Annotated in this window: 13 protein-coding genes; 2 read left to right on the top strand and 11 right to left on the bottom strand. The window is 46.6% G+C overall.

Annotated elements, in window-relative coordinates:
* Nucleotides 1-57: 57 nt before the first annotated feature.
* The 4 genes from carB to YWE_RS26390 form a co-directional block, all read right to left on the bottom strand.
* Nucleotides 58-3,282 carry a carbamoyl-phosphate synthase large subunit gene (gene carB / locus YWE_RS0102205; protein ID WP_029093036.1) on the bottom strand — a complete coding sequence of 1,075 codons (3,225 nt, stop codon included), beginning with the start codon at nucleotides 3,280-3,282 and terminating at the stop codon, nucleotides 58-60.
* Nucleotides 3,283-3,299: 17 nt separating this feature from the next.
* Entirely contained in the window at nucleotides 3,300-4,448 is a 1,149-nt protein-coding gene (carA, locus tag YWE_RS0102200) for a glutamine-hydrolyzing carbamoyl-phosphate synthase small subunit (protein ID WP_029093035.1), read from the bottom strand.
* A gap of 486 nt (nucleotides 4,449-4,934) precedes the next feature.
* Nucleotides 4,935-5,753: a 4-hydroxy-tetrahydrodipicolinate reductase gene (dapB, locus tag YWE_RS0102195; protein ID WP_029093034.1), complete on the bottom strand. Its 819-nt coding sequence runs from the start codon at nucleotides 5,751-5,753 to the stop codon at nucleotides 4,935-4,937.
* 146 nt (nucleotides 5,754-5,899) lie between these two features.
* Nucleotides 5,900-6,850 (bottom strand): LysR family transcriptional regulator, encoded by a 951-nt coding sequence (locus YWE_RS26390; protein WP_051323142.1) that lies wholly within the window; start codon nucleotides 6,848-6,850, stop codon nucleotides 5,900-5,902.
* A 65-nt stretch (nucleotides 6,851-6,915) separates the two neighbouring features.
* Between YWE_RS26390 and YWE_RS0102185 the strand changes: the two genes are divergently transcribed.
* Nucleotides 6,916-7,533: a LysE family translocator gene (locus YWE_RS0102185; protein ID WP_029093033.1), complete on the top strand. Its 618-nt coding sequence runs from the start codon at nucleotides 6,916-6,918 to the stop codon at nucleotides 7,531-7,533.
* A gap of 111 nt (nucleotides 7,534-7,644) precedes the next feature.
* On the opposite strand, the gene ispH is transcribed toward YWE_RS0102185, so the two are convergent.
* The 4 genes from ispH to ribF all read right to left on the bottom strand — a co-directional run bounded on the left by ispH (nucleotide 7,645) and on the right by ribF (nucleotide 12,947).
* A complete protein-coding gene (gene ispH / locus YWE_RS0102180) occupies nucleotides 7,645-8,589 on the bottom strand; it encodes a 4-hydroxy-3-methylbut-2-enyl diphosphate reductase (RefSeq protein ID WP_029093032.1) in 945 nt (314 codons plus the stop codon).
* A gap of 78 nt (nucleotides 8,590-8,667) precedes the next feature.
* Nucleotides 8,668-9,162, bottom strand: a complete 495-nt coding sequence (lspA, locus tag YWE_RS0102175) for a signal peptidase II (RefSeq protein WP_029093031.1) — start codon at nucleotides 9,160-9,162, stop codon at nucleotides 8,668-8,670.
* Nucleotides 9,162-11,978 (bottom strand): isoleucine--tRNA ligase, encoded by a 2,817-nt coding sequence (gene ileS, locus YWE_RS0102170; RefSeq protein WP_029093030.1) that lies wholly within the window; start codon nucleotides 11,976-11,978, stop codon nucleotides 9,162-9,164. Before ileS ends, lspA begins: the two co-directional genes overlap by 1 nt.
* A 30-nt stretch (nucleotides 11,979-12,008) precedes the next feature.
* On the bottom strand, nucleotides 12,009-12,947 hold the full coding sequence (gene ribF / locus YWE_RS0102165) for a bifunctional riboflavin kinase/FAD synthetase (protein WP_029093029.1): 939 nt from the start codon (nucleotides 12,945-12,947) through the stop codon (nucleotides 12,009-12,011).
* 385 nt (nucleotides 12,948-13,332) lie between these two features.
* Here ribF and rpsT point away from each other — a divergent pair, with 385 nt between their 5' ends.
* Nucleotides 13,333-13,596: a 30S ribosomal protein S20 gene (gene rpsT / locus YWE_RS0102160; RefSeq protein WP_029093028.1), complete on the top strand. Its 264-nt coding sequence runs from the start codon at nucleotides 13,333-13,335 to the stop codon at nucleotides 13,594-13,596.
* Nucleotides 13,597-13,763: 167 nt separating this feature from the next.
* On the opposite strand, the gene nhaA is transcribed toward rpsT, so the two are convergent.
* From nhaA to dnaK, 3 genes are all read right to left on the bottom strand, one after another.
* Nucleotides 13,764-14,945, bottom strand: a complete 1,182-nt coding sequence (gene nhaA / locus YWE_RS0102155; RefSeq protein ID WP_029093027.1) for a Na+/H+ antiporter NhaA — start codon at nucleotides 14,943-14,945, stop codon at nucleotides 13,764-13,766.
* A gap of 249 nt (nucleotides 14,946-15,194) precedes the next feature.
* Nucleotides 15,195-16,325 carry a molecular chaperone DnaJ gene (gene dnaJ, locus YWE_RS0102150; protein ID WP_029093026.1) on the bottom strand — a complete coding sequence of 377 codons (1,131 nt, stop codon included), beginning with the start codon at nucleotides 16,323-16,325 and terminating at the stop codon, nucleotides 15,195-15,197.
* 111 nt (nucleotides 16,326-16,436) lie between these two features.
* Nucleotides 16,437-18,347: a molecular chaperone DnaK gene (dnaK, locus tag YWE_RS0102145; protein ID WP_029093025.1), complete on the bottom strand. Its 1,911-nt coding sequence runs from the start codon at nucleotides 18,345-18,347 to the stop codon at nucleotides 16,437-16,439.
* Nucleotides 18,348-18,498: the final 151 nt, after the last annotated feature.

Raw genomic sequence — 18,498 nt, 5'->3', positions numbered from 1 at the left:
AATAAAACCCGCCAATAGTCAGCTATTGGCGGGTTTTAACTCAGTTAATCAAATACATTACTTAGTGAGTAACTGATGCATTTCCTGTACTGAAATAACGGTCTGAGTCGGATCGGCGCTCATTGCCATGGTGGTTGCAAAACCGCCATTCAGCGTCGTATCGTAGTGAACTTTATACTGAAGCGCGCTACGGCGAATCAGTTTAGAATCCTCTATTGCCTGACGTCCTTCGGTGGTATTCACGATATAGTTATACTCACCGTTTTTGATCCGATCTTGAATATGCGGGCGACCTTCATGCACTTTATTCACCAGGCGCGGATTAATACCCGCCTCACCCAGCACCACTGCCGTACCGTGTGTCGCATCCAGCTCAAAGCCATGCTTAAGCAGCTTAGCGGCTAAATCCACCACCTTAGCCTTATCACCTTCACGTACCGATAGTAGGGCTCTGCCTTTTGGCATTTTATGCGGGCTGCTACCAAGCATCGCTTTGGCAAAGGCTTCAGCAAAACTGCGGCCAACGCCCATCACTTCACCGGTTGAACGCATTTCAGGCCCGAGGATCGGGTCTACACCGGGGAATTTATTAAATGGCAGAACCACTTCTTTTACCGAGTAATAAGGCGGAATCACCTCTTTGGTCATACCCTGTTCAAGCAGAGATTTACCCGCCATAACGCGAGCAGCCACTTTCGCCAGTTGAACACCGGTGGCCTTAGAGACAAAAGGAACCGTTCGGGCCGCCCGCGGGTTAACTTCAATCAGGTAAACATCATTATTCTTAACCGCAAACTGAACGTTCATCAGGCCTCGAACGCACAGTTCAAAGGCCAGTTTCTCAACCTGCCTGCGCATTTCATCCTGAATTTCCTGACTTAAGGTATAGGCCGGCAGAGAACATGCCGAGTCACCGGAGTGCACCCCAGCCTGTTCGATGTGCTCCATAATACCGCCGATTAGCACCCGCTCACCGTCGCAGATAGCATCGACATCAACCTCAATGGCATCGTCTAAGAAGTGATCCAGCAGAACCGGAGCGTCATTAGACACGCTTACTGCATTTTGGAAGTAGCGACGTAAATCAACTTCATCGTAGACAATTTCCATTGCCCGACCACCCAGCACGTATGACGGGCGAACCACCAGCGGATAACCAATGCCAACGGCTTTTTCGACTGCCATTTCAATTGTCGACACCGTGGCATTAGCCGGCTGTTTCAGCCCTAAGCGATTTACCGCCTGTTGGAAACGCTCGCGGTCTTCTGCACGGTCAATGGCGTCAGGTGAGGTGCCGATAACCGGCACGCCGGCGGCTTCTAAAGCGCGTGCTAATTTAAGCGGAGTCTGGCCGCCGTACTGAACAATCACGCCCGTAGGCTGTTCGATACGTACGATTTCAAGCACGTCCTCCAGCGTTACCGGTTCAAAATACAACCGGTCTGAGGTGTCATAATCGGTAGAAACAGTTTCAGGGTTACAGTTGACCATAATGGTTTCGTAACCGTCTTCCCGTAGGGCGAGGGAAGCGTGTACGCAACAATAGTCAAACTCGATCCCTTGACCAATACGGTTTGGTCCACCGCCCAACACCATAATCTTCGGCCGATCGTTGGTCGGATTAGCCTCGCACTCATCTTCATAAGTTGAATACAGGTAGGCAGTATCAGTCGAAAACTCAGCCGCACAGGTATCAACCCGCTTATATACAGGAAATAAACCATGCTTATGGCGTAGCTTACGCACTTCAGCCTCAGAAAAGCCGACCAGCTTAGCTAAGCGAGAATCGGCAAAGCCTTTACGCTTTAAGGTGCGCATAAAGTCAGCGTCCAGCCCGATGAATCCACGTTCAGCAACCTGTTCTTCCAGGCGAATTAGCTCTTCGATTTGAACCAAGAACCAGCGGTCAACGTTGGTTAAATTGAAAACGCCGTCGACTGACATACCGGCACGGAAAGCGTCGGCGATATACCAAATTCGGTCGCTGCCGGCTTCTTTTAATTCGCGGCGAATACGCGTTAAGGCATCGGCATCATCCAGATTAACTTTAGGGTCAAAACCGCTAACGCCGACTTCTAATCCCCGCAGGGCTTTTTGTAATGACTCCTGCTGCGTACGGCCAATGGCCATCACTTCACCAACGGATTTCATCTGAGTGGTCAGGCGGTCATTGGCACCGGCAAACTTCTCAAAGTTAAAACGCGGGATTTTAGTCACAACATAGTCAATGGAAGGTTCAAATGAAGCCGGCGTTTTGCCGCCGGTAATATCATTCATCAGCTCATCAAGGGTATAGCCGACGGCCAGCTTGGCAGCTATCTTGGCTATCGGGAATCCGGTTGCTTTAGATGCCAGCGCAGATGAGCGGGAAACCCGCGGGTTCATCTCAATAACAATCAGGCGGCCATTTTTTGGATTCACCGCAAACTGAACGTTTGACCCACCGGTTTCAACCCCGATTTCACGCAGTACTGCCATCGAAGCGTTACGCATGATTTGATATTCTTTATCAGTCAGCGTCTGGGCCGGAGCAACGGTAATTGAGTCACCGGTATGAATGCCCATGGCATCAAAGTTTTCGATGGAACAGACGATAATGCAGTTATCATTCTTATCCCGTACCACTTCCATCTCATACTCTTTCCAGCCAATCAGCGATTCATCGATCAATAGCTCTTTGGTCGGAGAAAGGTCTAAGCCACGCTCGCAAATCTCTTCAAACTCTTCACGGTTATAGGCAATACCGCCACCGGTTCCGCCCATAGTAAAAGACGGGCGAATGATGCATGGAAAACCAACGTCAGCGGCAACGGCATGGGCCTCTTCCATGTTATGGGCAATACCTGAGCGGGCGGTATCAAGTCCGATTTTTTTCATCGCAATGTCAAAGCGGCGACGATCTTCAGCCTTATCAATCGCATCGGCCGTAGCACCAATCATGGTGACGCCAAACTCAGCCAACACGCCCTGACGCTCAAGTTCTAACGCACAGTTGAGCGCTGTTTGTCCGCCCATAGTGGGCAATACCGCATCAGGGCGCTCTTTTTCAATAATTTTGCGTACCACTTCCCAATGAATCGGCTCAATATAGGTTGCGTCAGCCATTTCCGGGTCGGTCATAATGGTTGCCGGGTTGGAGTTAACCAATACCACCCGGTATCCCTCTTCTCTCAAAGCCTTACAGGCCTGAGCACCAGAGTAGTCAAACTCACAGGCCTGGCCGATAACGATAGGACCAGCACCAAGAATCAGGATACTTTTAATATCAGTACGTTTTGGCATTATTAAGGGCTCCTGATTTATTTAGCGGTAGAACGATAAGATTCAATCAGTTCGATAAAGTGATCGAACAATGGCGCTGCGTCATGCGGACCGGGGCTTGCTTCAGGGTGGCCCTGAAAACTGAAGGCCGCTTTATCGGTACGGTGAATACCCTGCAGAGAGCCATCAAACAACGACTTATGGGTCACCCGTAAATTTACCGGTAAGCTTGACTCATCTACGGCAAAACCATGGTTTTGTGCAGTAATCATTACCGTATTATTATCGAGGTCTTTTACCGGATGGTTGCCGCCGTGATGACCAAACTTCATTTTGACCGTTTGCGCCCCGGATGCCAGAGCCAGCAACTGGTGGCCAAGACAAATTCCAAACACCGGAATATCTGTTTCTAATAGCTTTCCGATAGCGTTAATCGCGTAATCGCAAGGCGCAGGATCTCCCGGCCCGTTTGATAAGAAAATGCCATCCGGATTGAGTTTTAGCACCTCTTCAGCCGAAGTTTTCGCCGGAACAACCGTTAAACGACAGCCGCGATCGACCAACATTCTTAAAATATTGCGTTTAACACCGTAATCGTAAGCAACCACGTGATAAGGCAGCTCTGACTCTTTTTTCGCTGCGGGTAAATCGTTTTCCAACGTCCAACTTCCCTGAGTCCAGCTATAAGATTCGTGAGTAGTGACCTCTTTGGCTAAGTCCATCCCCTTCAACCCGGGGAAGGCCCGAGCCTTGTCCAAAGCCAGTTGTGCATCAGCAGCGTCACCAACGATGATACAGCCGTTCTGTGCTCCTTTTTCGCGCAGTATTCGAGTCAGTTTACGGGTATCAATATCGGCAATGGCCACAATGTTATGGCGCTTAAGATATTCGGACAGCCCTTCTTGATTACGGTAATTACTGGCAATCAGTGGAAGATCTCTGATAATCAAGCCTTGGGCATGTACCGAGGCTGATTCTTCGTCGGAGGAATTTGTACCAACGTTTCCGATGTGGGGGTAAGTAAGAGTTACAATTTGGCGGGAATAAGATGGATCAGTGAGGATTTCTTGGTAACCGGTCATTGAAGTATTAAAAACAACTTCCCCAATTGCCGTTCCGTTAGCCCCGATGGCCCGACCATGAAATTGGGTTCCGTCTTCGAGAACCAGTAGCGCTGTCTTACTCAAAACACCCTCCTAGAATAAACAGTCACAAAAGTTGCATATTAATTCACAACTATACCTTCTAAATAAACACAAAAAAAGCCTTATTAGCAAGTTTTGGGCAAATTGGGCGCATTCTAATGATCCGATGGTTTGTTGTCTATAAAAAAACGATTTTTATGTTACTTTTTTACAAGATTGGCTTAAAAAAGTGAGCTTAGGCATAAAAACCATAACTAAAGTCATATAAGAAACCGTTTGCTATAAGATTTATGTCTAAAAATGATAATAGCAAAGAAAAATAGAGGAGAAAGATGAATAACCAGAGATAAAAATGAAAAAAAACCAAAGAAAAGTGAAGTTTAAACCACAAATTAAATAAAAAATCACCAAGCAACATAAAAACAGATAAAACAACTTAAAAAAACAATAAAATCAAATAACTAAAAATTAAACCCTAACACTTACAAATGAATAATAAGTAAGTGTCAGGTGATTAAAGTGACTTATTTAATCATTTAGAGATAATACATCCCTCATGCTAAATAATCCCTTTTTATGCTGACTTAACCAGCCAGCTGACCTGACTGCTCCGTTAGCAAACGTCATACGACTGGAAGCCTTATGGGTTATTTCAACCCGCTCACCGATATCAGCAAACATTGCCGTATGCTCACCAACAATATCTCCGGCTCTTAAGGTTGCAAAACCGATAGATTGGCGATCGCGCTCTCCGGTATAGCCTTCACGCGCATAGACTGCACAGGTTTTTAAATCTCTGCCAAGCGTGTCGGCAATAACCTCTCCCATGGCTAAAGCCGTGCCTGAAGGGGCGTCAACCTTATGGCGGTGATGGGCTTCAATAATTTCAATATCCGTGTAATCCCCCATGACTTTGGCAGCCTGTTCCAGTAATTTCAGCACTAAATTAACCCCGACGCTGAAATTAGCCGCGAAAACAATCGCAATCTCAGTTGATGCCTGCTGTATAGCGGCTTTTCCGGCATCATCAAAACCGGTCGTGCCGATAACCATCGCTTTATGATGTTTACGACAAAATTCGATATGAGCTAAAGTACCCTCCGGACGGGTAAAATCGATAAAAACGTCGAAATCATTGGCCACAGCCTCTAAATCATCACTGACCCGAACGCCCGACTGACCTATAGCCGCAAGTTCACCGGCATCGACACCAATAAGTGACGAACCATTGCGCTCCAGGGCGGCACCTAAAACAACGCCTTCGGCCAGTGCGACTGCCTGAATAAGCTGACGCCCCATACGGCCGCCCGCACCGGCAATAGCCACTCTAACTTGCTTACTGGTCATAATAATCCTCTGATTTTTTTATTCTGTTATACAAAAATATCTTCTACTTATCAGGGTATCGTTCACCCGTAATTCTGACAAATATATTTACTTATAATTATTCACCACAAAGCAGCAAAGCTAATCAAAAATAATATCTATGGGTATTATCGAACCTCTAAGTTAAAACAACTTTCCCCCTGCGAACATAGCCACTGATAGAATTTTGCTTGCGAGCTACTATCATTAAATGATTCAGGAGCAAGAAGATAATAGGCTGAACCATCTTCAATAAAGCCAAACGGTGCATCCAGTATCCCACTGTTAAAATCATCGCAAACCAAATACCATGAGCCTATCGCAACACCTAATCCGGCAATAGCCGCCTGTAAACTAAAATAAAAATGTTCATAAGAGTGAGAATCCATGCCATCCAGTCGGCTTGCGGTTAAGTGCGCCCAATTTTGCCAAGCATCAGCCCGAGTATAGGTATGCAATAGTTTGATATCGGAACGCAATTGAACAGTTCCTTGATCTGATATCTCAATCATTCTGGCACGTTCAGTGGAGCGAAAAACAGGACCAATTCGTTCATGAAATAGAAAAGACGAAAAATAGTGTGGTGGCCAAATAAAATCATTTCGACGTATAGCCAGATCAATTCCCGGAGTCAGGGATACGTCACCGCCTCCAGCTTGAAGCTGTATATTGATCTCCGGGTGTTGCAAATGAAAATCAGATAACCGAGGAATTAACCAACGCATCATTAGGGTAGGCTCACATGAGATCACCAGAGAAGCATCATTTCTTTGTTTATGTAACTCATATATTGCCCGACCAATAACATCAAAACCCTGTTGTACCGCTCGAAAAAGTATTTGACCGGACTCCGTCAGGAAAACTCGTCGATTACGGCGTTCAAATAAAGTGATACTCAGTTCATTCTCAAGCATGCGAATGGCCCGACTCACAGCACCATGAGTTAAATGTAGCTGATGGGCTGCGCGCGTAAAGCTTTCCTCGCGGGCAGCAACTTCAAAGCAGCGCAGTCCATTAAGCGAGGGTAAACCAGGTATTTTTTTATGTGAGTTTTTCTCACCTATATCGCCAGAATTCATCGTTATTTTCCATCTGAAATATCCATTATGATTTTTGCTTACTAACATAACATATGGATATTTCTATGACAGAATTGATTGCCGTAATCACTATCACTGTATTTGCCGTTATCAGCCCGGGACCTGACTTCGCGATGGTATCGAGAAACAGCTTAACCTTGTCACGCCAGGCAGGAACCTTGACTGCAATCGGTATCGGATTAGGGGTAATGGTACACGTCACCTATACCATTATGGGTATTGGAGTCATCATCCATCAATCGTTAGTTTTATTCACACTACTCAAGATAGCCGGCAGTCTTTATTTAATTTGGTTAGGTATAAAGATGATTAGGGCTAAGCCACAAACAGAGGGCATTGATAAACCACTGAACGTACCCAATGGCTTGGTCGCAATGAAAATGGGATTTATGACCAATGCGCTGAACCCTAAAACATCGATATTTATCGTCAGCTTATTTATGCAAGTTGTGAAGGTAGATACGCCGTCAACCATATTAATCAGCTATGGCCTGCTAATCGCAATAATCCATATTATTTGGTTTGCATTGGTCGCCCGCTTTTTCTCTACACCAACGATTCGCAACAAAATGATAAAAATCCGTTGTTGGATCGATCGTTTTTTTGGTCTGTTACTTATCAGCTTTGGTGCGGCTATATCTGCAACAATCGTCAAATCTTGAACAGCAGAAAAAAAGGAAAATGGCTAAAGAGGAAGCAGCACTACAAAAAGACAATGGGCCGATATATTCGGCCCATTACAAGAAGGTATTCTAGCGAGTCGTTATTGCGTATCAGTCGATTTGCTTAACCCGCAACTCTTTCGGAACTTCAAACACAATATTCTCTTCCCGCCCGTCCATCTCTTCGGCCGGTAAACCACCGAGTGAACGCAGGCGCTCAATTACCGCTTGAACTAATACATCGGGAGCCGATGCGCCGGCGGTCACACCAACAGAACTCAGGTTCTTTAACCAACCTTCCTGAATATCATCGGCAGTATCAATTAAATAGGCGGGTTTCCCAATCCGTTGAGCCAATTCAGCCAAACGATTAGAGTTCGACGAGTTCTTAGACCCGACGACCAGCACTACGTCAGACTGTAGCGCCAAGTTACGCACCGCTTCCTGACGATTGGTTGTCGCATAGCAAATATCATCTTTGCGTGGCCCGATAATGTCAGGGAAACGTTGACGAAGCGCATCAATCACATCGGAGGTATCGTCCACCGATAAGGTTGTTTGCGTCATAAAGCAGAGGTTCTTTTCATTTTTTACGCTGAGCTGCCAGACATCTTCAGGCGACTCAACCAGATACATGCCGCCCTCAGCATTGCTGTATTGGCCCATAGTGCCTTCGACTTCCGGATGCCCAGCATGGCCAATCAAAATCGCCTCACGGCCTTTACGGCTAGCTCTGGCAACCTCCATATGGACTTTCGTGACCAGCGGACAGGTGGCGTCAAATACCGTCAAATCACGGGCTTTGGCTTCCGCTCTGACCGCTTGAGAAACGCCGTGCGCAGAAAAGATTAATATCGCGCCGTCCGGCACTTCATTCAGTTGCTCGATAAATACCGCACCGCGTTCACGAAGGCTGTCTACCACATAGCGGTTATGCACCACTTCATGACGAACATAGATTGGCGCGCCATAAATTTCTAAGGCGCGCTCAACAATGCTGATGGCTCGGTCTACACCGGCACAGAAACCGCGCGGATTAGCCAACAATATTTGCATCTTTACTCTCCAAATGGCGTAAAGGTCGCGCTATTTTTACCTGCTTATTGCTTATTTCAGGTAAAAACGCGCGTCCGGTTACTTAATCTCTTTTTTCTGGTCTTTCTTTGAGAAAAGAAATCCTTCCAGAATAATCATTACGGCACCGATACAGATTGCACAGTCGGCAATATTAAAGGTTGGGTAGTGCCAGTTACCGATAAAGAAATCAAAAAAGTCGACCACAAATCCGTGATATAAGCGGTCGAACAGGTTACCCAATGCACCGCCAATAATTAACGCAAAAGCGATATTATTCCATTTGGCCGTTGCTGCCGTCTTGTACATCATTACCATCAATATAACCGTAATGGTAATAGCGACGGCGGCCAGCGCCCAGCGTTGCCCCATAAAGGAGCTAAAGGCTGCGCCGTAGTTTCGCGCATAGTACAAGTTAAAAAATGGCAGCAACTCAACTGAATCACCCAGTTCAAAGTTTCGGATCACCCAGAACTTACTGATGATATCGGCGACAAACACCAGAACCGCCAGCCAAAGCCAGCGTAATCCTGTAGAACAGATAGATTTACTCATCAGGCGAATTTACGCTCTTCACCATTGCCGGCAACGTTAGTTGCGCAGCGACCACAAAGATCCGGATGAGCAGCATCATGGCCGACATCCAGCGTATAGTGCCAACAGCGAGGACACTTAGTTCCCGGTGCTTTGGCGAACCCAATCTTCAGGCCCTTGATGATTTCACTTTGCTGTGCGTCAGCACCAGCCTGCCCGATAGGCTCAACCTTAGCGCCGGAGGTCAGCAGTACAAAGCGAAGTTCATTGTCTAATGCGTTCAGGCTAGTGGCTAGCTCAGGCTCAGCATACAAAGTCACTGCCGCTTCCAGAGAGCCGCCCAGTAATTTATCATTACGCGCCTGCTCCAGAACTTTATTGACTTCACCGCGAACTTTCAGCAGCTCAGCCCAATAGCTATCACTCATGCTTTCATTGTCAGCCAGGCCAAACAGCCCCTGATACCATTCACCGGTAAACACAAACGGGTCACGTTCACCCGGCAGGTAATTCCAAATTTCATCGGCAGTAAATGACATAACTGGTGCCATCCAGCGAACCAACGCTTCAGCAATATGGTACAGCGCGGTCTGACAGCTACGACGGGCTAAACTGTCCCCTTTGGCCGTGTACTGGCGATCTTTGATGATGTCTAAGTAGAACGAGCCCATCTCAATTGAACAGAACTGCATTAAACGCTGAATAACAACGTGGAAATCATAATTATCATAGCTGTCAGCGATTTCTGCCTGTGCAGCCATTGCACGCCCTACTGCCCAGCGGTCAAGCACCACCATATCTTCCGGTTTAACCATATCTTTAGCCGGATCAAAACCATTCAGATTGGCCAGTAGGAAACGCGCGGTATTACGGATACGGCGATATGCATCAGCTGAACGCTTTAAGATTTCATCAGAAACGGCGATTTCGCCGGTGTAATCCGTAGAAGCAACCCATAGGCGAAGAATATCACCGCCCAATTTGTTCATTACATCCTGTGGACTAACGGTATTACCGATAGACTTAGACATTTTACGCCCCTGACCGTCAACGGTAAAACCGTGAGTCAGAACCTGACGGTAAGGCGCTTTGCCCTTCATCGCTGTCGAAATCATCAGCGATGACATAAACCATCCGCGATGCTGATCCGAACCTTCCAGATACATATCTGCACTGTGGCCGTTGAACTCAGGGCGAACGTCTACAACCGAGGCGTGAGTCGATCCTGAATCAAACCAAACGTCTAACGTATCCGGGACCTTAACGTAATTTTCAGCATCTTCACCTAATACATCTTTAGGGTCTAAATCCCACCATGCCTGAATGCCGTGCTCTTCAACGCGCTGAGCCACCAGCTCCATAATTTCTAAAGCGCGTGGATGCAGTTCATCGGTATCTTTATGCACAAACAGAGACATTGGCATACCCCAAGTCCGCTGGCGTGAAATACACCAATCAGGGCGGTTTGCTACCATGGTTTCAATACGAGCCTGACCCCAATCTGGGATCCAGCGAACCGCTTTGATCTCTTCCAGCGATTGCTTACGCAGCCCGTTCTGATCCATGCTGACAAACCACTGAGGCGTAGCACGGAAGATGATTGGTGACTTGTGACGCCAGCAGCACGGATAGCTATGCAGCACTTTCTCTACGTGCAGCAGTGCACCTTTTTCACGCAACAATTCAACAATAACATCGTTAGCTTTAAACACGTTTAAGCCATCGAGGGTCGGGTATGTTCCGGCTAAATAGCAGCCGTCAGCACCAACAGGGTTGGCAACTTCTAAATGATATTTTTGACCAATCACATAGTCATCAGGACCGTGGCCCGGAGCGGTATGAACAGCACCGGTACCGGCATCTAACGTCACGTGATCGCCAAGAATAAGCGGTACATCAAAGGATAAGAACGGATGGGTAAAACGCATCAGTTCAAGATCGGCACCTTTAGCGCTGCCTAAGACTGTCCAGCTATCAATCCCGGCACGCTTCATCACGCTTTCAACCAGCTCAGCGGCTAAAATCAATGCTTCATCACCGGCCTGAACTAACTGATACTCAAATTCCGGGTGTAAAGAGATCGCCCGGTTGGCAGGTAAAGTCCACGGCGTTGTTGTCCAGATAACCGCAGAGATAGGACCTTTAACGTTTGAGGCACCAAACTTAGCGGCCACGGCTGAAGGATCTGCGGCGTTAAAACGCACATCGATAGACGGTGACGTTTTATCGTAATATTCAACTTCGGCTTCAGCCAGAGAAGAGCGGCAGTCGATACACCAGTGCACCGGCTTAGCCCCTTTATGCAGGTGACCATTGCCAATGATTTTTGCCAAAGAGCGAATAATATTGGCTTCAGTTTTAAACGCCATGGTCAGATATGGGTTATCCCAATCGCCAAGCACGCCTAGTCGGATGAAGTCCTTTTTCTGACCTTCAACCTGCTCTGCCGCATATTCACGACACGCCTTGCGGAACTCAGACGCACTGATCTTTTCACCCGGCTTACCAACCAGTTGCTCAACTTTCAGTTCAATCGGTAAACCGTGGCAATCCCAACCCGGAACGTATGGCGCATCATAACCAGCCATACTTTTTGACTTTATAATGATGTCTTTCAGAATCTTATTAACTGCATGACCGATATGAATATTGCCGTTTGCGTAAGGAGGGCCATCATGAAGAATAAAGGTTTTCTTCCCTTTTTTGGCCTGACGAATCGCACCATAAAGGTCCGATTGGTACCAATGGTCTAACATACCCGGCTCACGCTTGGCTAAGTCGCCGCGCATAGGAAAACCGGTTTCCGGCAAATTCAACGTATTCTTATAGTCAGTCATTCGATTCTCGGTTCCATTCTCGGCTAGAAATTAAGTCCGTGCCGCCTGCGCGAAATATTTTCGGGCAGCCACGACATCATTTTCAATTTGTTGTTTCAACGCATCCAGCGATGCAAAACGCTGTTCGCTGCGTATTTTTTCTCGGATAACGACATCAAGATGCCGCCCGTACAAATCCATATCAACGTCCAATAGATGGACTTCAAGCTGCTGGCGTACGCCAGAAACTGTCGGCCTGGTGCCTATATTAGCCACGCCCGGAAGTGGCTTATCGCCCAGTCCCAAAACCTCTACCGCGTATACGCCTTTAACCGGCGTCACTAAACGCTTCATCGGTAAGTTGGCGGTAGGGAAACCAATGGTTCTGCCCAATGCATCACCGTGTACAACTCGGCCACAAATACTGTATGGTCGGCCCAGCAATGACTCAACCAAGGTTAAATTATCATCGCGTAACGCATGGCGAATCATGGTACTGCTAATGCGTTTACCTGATTCACAGAAGCTTTCAGTATTGGCAACGGCAAAGCCCTGTTTTTCACCGGCGGCCTGCAACAGGGCAAAGTCCCCTTGCCGCTGAGCTCCAAAGCGGAAATCATCACCAACCATCAAAAACTTAACACCCAACTTATCAACCAGCAACCGAGAAATAAAGGTTTCAGCGCTGTTGGTAGCAAACGTCGTATCAAACTTTACACATAGCAGGTAGTCAATCCCGGCTTGAGCCAAGTATTTACACTTATCACGCAGTCGGGTCAGCCTAGCGGGTGCCTGCTCGGGGGCAAACATCTCTAGCGGCTGAGGCTCAAAAATCATTACCATCGTCGGAAGGCCTAAACGTTGGCCTTCTCTTTTCAGCTGGCGAAGCAATGCCTGATGCCCAAGATGGACACCGTCAAAATTACCGATAGTCAATACACATCCATGGTGATTGGGACGGATATTGTGTATGCCGCGAATCAGCTCCATAATCAGCTCTTGGGCTCTGTACAGTGGAAACGGCGAATTATAGCAACTGCGGAGGCTAAGGTTAACCAGCGATTACGCTATAAGTTAAAAAGTTCTGTTGTTTAGGCCTCACGGCCTTGATTTTAGCGGCCAATATACAGGAATGTTTATATCTTCAACACACGCACAAAGAAAACGCGTTAAATACTGTATTCCATGATACAAAGCTGTTAGAATCTTGCGCCATCGATACCCGTGGTGTTGCCTCTCTTTTTTCCATAGATTTTCCATAGAAATTAGAATTGGCGGCGCTAATTTGCACAAATCCGTTGACAAAAGAAGGTCGAAAGGGCATATTCCTTCGCCTTTAGAATGTCCTCAAGAAACTATATTTGGGAGTTGGACCTTGGCTAATATCAAATCAGCTAAGAAACGCGCCGTCCAGTCTGAGAAGCGTCGTAAGCATAATGCAAGCCGTCGCTCAATGATGCGTACTTTCATCAAGAAAGTACAAATGGCGATTGCAGCAGGTGACAAATCTACTGCACAAACAGCATTTAATGACATGCAACCTATTGTTGACCGTCAAGCCGCTAAAGGCCTGATTCACAAGAATAAAGCTGCTCGTCATAAGTCAAACCTGATTGCACAAATCAACGCAATGCAGTAATGCTGTACGTTTCTTAAAAAAACCGGCCTTGGCCGGTTTTTTTATATCCAAAATTCGAGCGGGCTAAAACGCGACACCGATACCACAAATAAAAAAGCGCCTAACTCACTGCTAAGTTAAGCGCTTTCTAATAACAAAGTTCAGCTTGAGCTATTTCTTAGCGCCAATCACGCCTGTGTGACAACCTTAGCGTCTCTTAGTGAAAACTTAAGCAGGAAGTAACCTAATACTGCCGCTATGGTAGAACCCAGTAAGATGCCCAATCTGGAGTATTTCATCAGCTGCTCTCCCAGGCCTTCAAAGGCCAGCCCAGAGATAAATATCGACATGGTAAAACCAATACCGCACAGCACTGAGACGGCAAATATGTGCTTAAGGTCAATAGACTCAGGCATTTTTACGATTCCGCCCTTCAAGGACAGCCAGCAAAAGCCAAAAATACCTAAGGGTTTACCCACGATCAACCCCAGCATGATTCCCAGCGGCAATATCCCCCCTAATGAACTCAGGGTGACGCCGGTCAGAGAAACCCCCGCATTAGCGAAAGCAAACAGCGGTAAAATAAAATAGGTCACCCACGGGTGTAGCTGATGAATTAGGCTGTCTAAAGGTTTACTCTGCTCAGATCCATTTAACGGAATAAAGAAACCAGTAATCACACCTGCCAGCGTAGCATGTACCCCCGACTTCATCATAAAGACCCACAGCACTGCGCCAGCAATCATATAGGCGAGCTTATTACCGACTCCAAACCGATTCATCAAGGCCATCACAACAATGGTGATAGCCGCGCCGGATAGCGCAACCATCGATAATTCTTTGGTATAAAAGAAGGCAATAATAATAATTGCCCCTAAATCATCAATGATCGCCAGTGCCATCAGAAAAGCTTTCAGGCTGGTTGGTACCCTGCTCCCCAGCAGCGCCATAACGCCAAGTGCGAAAGCAATGTCGGTGGCGGCAGGAATTGCCCAACCGGTGCGGGTAACTTCATCATTTAGGTTAAAAGCCAGATAAATCAGGGCGGGTGCAATCATGCCGCCCACCGCAGCAACGACCGGAAACAGCGCTTTATCCCTTCCGGCCAAAGAGCCTTCAATCAACTCTTTTTTAACTTCGAGGCCGATTACCAGGAAGAAAATGGCCATTAAGCCGTCATTGATCCAGTGAGCTAATGAATTACTCAAATCCAGCGCAGCGACTTTAATCACAATCGGGATGTGCAGAAATCCCTCATAGGCTGCCTGTAGCGGAGAATTCGCCATCATCATGGCAATCAACGCGGCGATGATAAGCAAAATACCACCGGAGGCCTCTAGCCGTAAAAACTGTCTTAAATAATGGGTCATTTCCGTTATTACTCCTTTATGACACCTCTCATTAGGTATCACTCTCTAGATAAAGCCTTACCGGCGATATCATACTACAAAATATCAACAAAAATATTTTAACAGAATAAAAGAATAGTAAATTTCGATTGAGTACATTAAAAAACCACTCAATCCTATTTTTCATATTAACCGCATCATGGAACTTCGATAAAAAAATACCCAATCTTAAATTGGGTATTTTTATTTATTGCTTGAAGACTAAAGCCGTTAGCCGGTCAAATCGTCAAAAAACTTTTTGACTCCGTCTAGGAATGACTTAGAACGAGGACTATTCTTTGCCCCCTTCTCTCCACCCAGACTTTCTTCCAACTCACGCAGCAATTGCTTCTGCTTATCATTGAGCTTAACCGGAGTTTCTACCACTACGCGGCAAAGTAAATCACCTTGCGCTCCGCCCCGAACCGATTTAACCCCTTTTCCACGCATGCGGAATAGTTTACCGGTTTGAGTTTCAGCAGGGACTTTCAGATTAACCCGGCCATCCAGCGTCGGAACTTCAATCTCACCGCCTAATGCAGCCATAGCGAAGTTAATCGGTACTTCGCAATACAGGTTATTGCCATCACGCTCAAAGATCGGATGCTGTTTCACCTGAACCTGAACGTATAAATCCCCTGCTGGCGCGCCGTTCTCACCGGCTTCACCTTCGCCTGACAAACGAACCCGATCGCCAGTATCAACGCCTGCCGGGATCTTCACCGACAGAGTTTTGGTTTTCTCAACCCGGCCTTGTCCATGACATTTGTTGCACGGATCTTTAATGATCTTACCGCGGCCATGACAGGTTGGACAGGTTTGCTGGACAGCAAAGAATCCCTGACGCATTTGAACCTGACCAGCACCATGACAAGTCGAACACGTCGTGGCTGAAGAACCCGCTTTAGCCCCGCTGCCGTGGCATGTATCACACTCAGCTAAGGTTGGAATACGAATCTCTTTAGTGACACCACGAACGGCCTCTTCAAGAGTCAGCACCATATTATATTGCAAATCGGAACCCCGACTTGCACGCTGACGGCGACCGCCAAAGATATCACCAAAGACATCACCAAAAATGTCATTAAAGTCGCCACCGCCGCCGCCGCCAAAACCGCCGCCACCCATACCGCCATGTTCAAAAGCAGCATGACCGTATTGATCGTAAGCGGCCTTCTTCTGCTCATCGGTCAGAATTTCGTAGGCTTCTTTAATTTCTTTAAATTTTGCTTCGGAATCCTTATCCCCCTGATTTCTATCAGGATGGTGTTTCATCGCTAAACGCTTGTACGCCTTTTTAATTTCGCGTTCATCTGCGTCGCGGCTTACACCTAAGATTTCGTAATAGTCTTTCTTCGCCATCTGTAAACGTTACCCTATATATGCGTACACGGGCGTAGAGTTACCTCAACGCCCGTGCCAGTTCCGTTAACCATACCATTCGGTATCGCTACCGTGCCCGCTTAAGGGCGATTATTTTTTATCTTTAACTTCTTCGAACTCGGCATCAACGGCATCGTCGTCTTTATTCTGGGTAGTTTCAGCATCAGCTGTTGCACCTTCAGCATGTTGCTGCTGTGCCATTTCCAGTAATTTACCTGATACTTCAACCAGAGCCTGAATCTTAGCTTCGATCTCTGCCTTATCTTCACCTTTTAGCGAAGTTTGCAGTTCAGTTAAAGCGTTCTCGATTGCTGATTTCTCATCCGCTGGCAGCTTGTCACCGGCCTCGTCCACCTGTTTACGAGTGCTATGCATCAGGTGGTCGCCTTGGTTACGGGTCTGAACCAGCTCTTCAAACTTACGGTCTGCTTCAGCATTGGCTTCAGCTTCACGCACCATTTTTTGGATCTCTTCTTCATTCAGACCGGAAGACGCCTTAATGGTGATGTTTTGCTCACGACCGGTATTTTGGTCTTTAGCCGATACGTGCAGGATACCATCAGCATCGATATCAAAAGTAACTTCAATTTTTGGTACGCCGCGTGGTGCAGGCTGAATACCATCAAGATTAAACTGACCTAATGATTTGTTGTCATTAGCACGTTTACGCTCACCCTGCAGAACATGGATAGTTACCGCAGACTGGTTATCTTCAGCCGTAGAGAACGGCATACTGTGTTTAGTCGGGATAGTGGTGTTTTTCTCGATCAGTTTAGTCATTACGCCGCCCATGGTCTCGATACCCAGAGACAGAGGACTTACGTCTAATAACAGAACGTCGGTAACATCACCCGCTAACACGCCGCCCTGAACAGCAGCACCGATAGCAACAGCTTCGTCCGGGTTCACATCTTTACGCGGTTCTTTACCGAAGAAGTCAGCCACTTTCTTCTGAACTAAAGGCATACGGATTTGGCCACCGACCAGAATCACGTCCTGAATTTCATTAACAGAAAGTCCTGCGTCTTGCAGAGCGACTTTTAACGGCTCTAAAGAACGATTGACTAAATCTTCAACCAATGACTCTAATTTAGCGCGAGTCACTTTGATATTCATATGTTTTGGACCAGTTGCATCTGCAGTGATATACGGCAGATTAACATCGGTCTGTTGCGCAGAAGAAAGTTCGATTTTCGCTTTCTCAGCCGCTTCTTTCAGACGTTGCATCGCTAACGGATCGTTACGCAGATCGAAGTTTTGCTCTTTCTTAAATTCGTCAACTAAGTAGTTGATTAAACGGTTATCAAAGTCTTCACCACCTAAGTGGGTATCACCGTTAGTGGCTAATACTTCGAAGGTTTTTTCACCGTCAACTTCATCAATTTCGATAATAGAAATATCGAATGTACCACCACCTAAGTCATAAACAGCGATGGTGCGGTTGCCCATCTCTTTGTCCAGACCATATGCCAGAGCAGCAGCGGTTGGTTCGTTAATAATACGCTTAACGTCTAAACCAGCGATACGACCGGCATCTTTAGTTGCCTGACGCTGTGAGTCATTAAAGTAAGCTGGAACAGTAATAACTGCTTCAGTAACTGGCTCACCTAAAAAGTCTTCCGCTGTTTTCTTCATTTTTTTCAAAACTTCAGCAGAAATCTGTGGTGGCGCAATTTTCTGGCCTTTAACTTCAATCCACGCATCGCCATTGTCCGCGCCAACAATTTGGAATGGCATAATATTGCGGTCACGCTGTACTTCTTCATCACCAAAACGGCGACCAATCAAACGCTTGATTGCATACAATGTATTTTGTGGGTTAGTAACAGCCTGACGTTTAGCAGGTTGACCAACCAAAATTTCTCCGTCTTGGGTATACGCGATAATTGACGGAGTCGTACGATCCCCTTCCGCGTTCTCAATTACGCGAACCTGAGAGCCGTCCATTACAGCTACACAAGAATTCGTTGTACCCAAGTCAATACCAATAATTTTACCCATTACATAATCTCCACTTAAAAAACCGTCATTCGTTATTCGTTCACATACTCACCTATATGGGGACATAAAAAAACTTTTCAACTGCCAATCAACCAACAATATAAAGTCATTTATCCATAGGCTCGTTTCGCCGTTGTACATAAGATGGGGG

It is taken from the genome of Budvicia aquatica DSM 5075 = ATCC 35567 (assembly GCF_000427805.1).
GTDB classification, from domain to species: domain Bacteria; phylum Pseudomonadota; class Gammaproteobacteria; order Enterobacterales; family Enterobacteriaceae; genus Budvicia; species Budvicia aquatica.
Note: the sequence above shows the minus strand (reverse complement) of the source record. Positions and strands in the feature narration are given on the sequence as shown.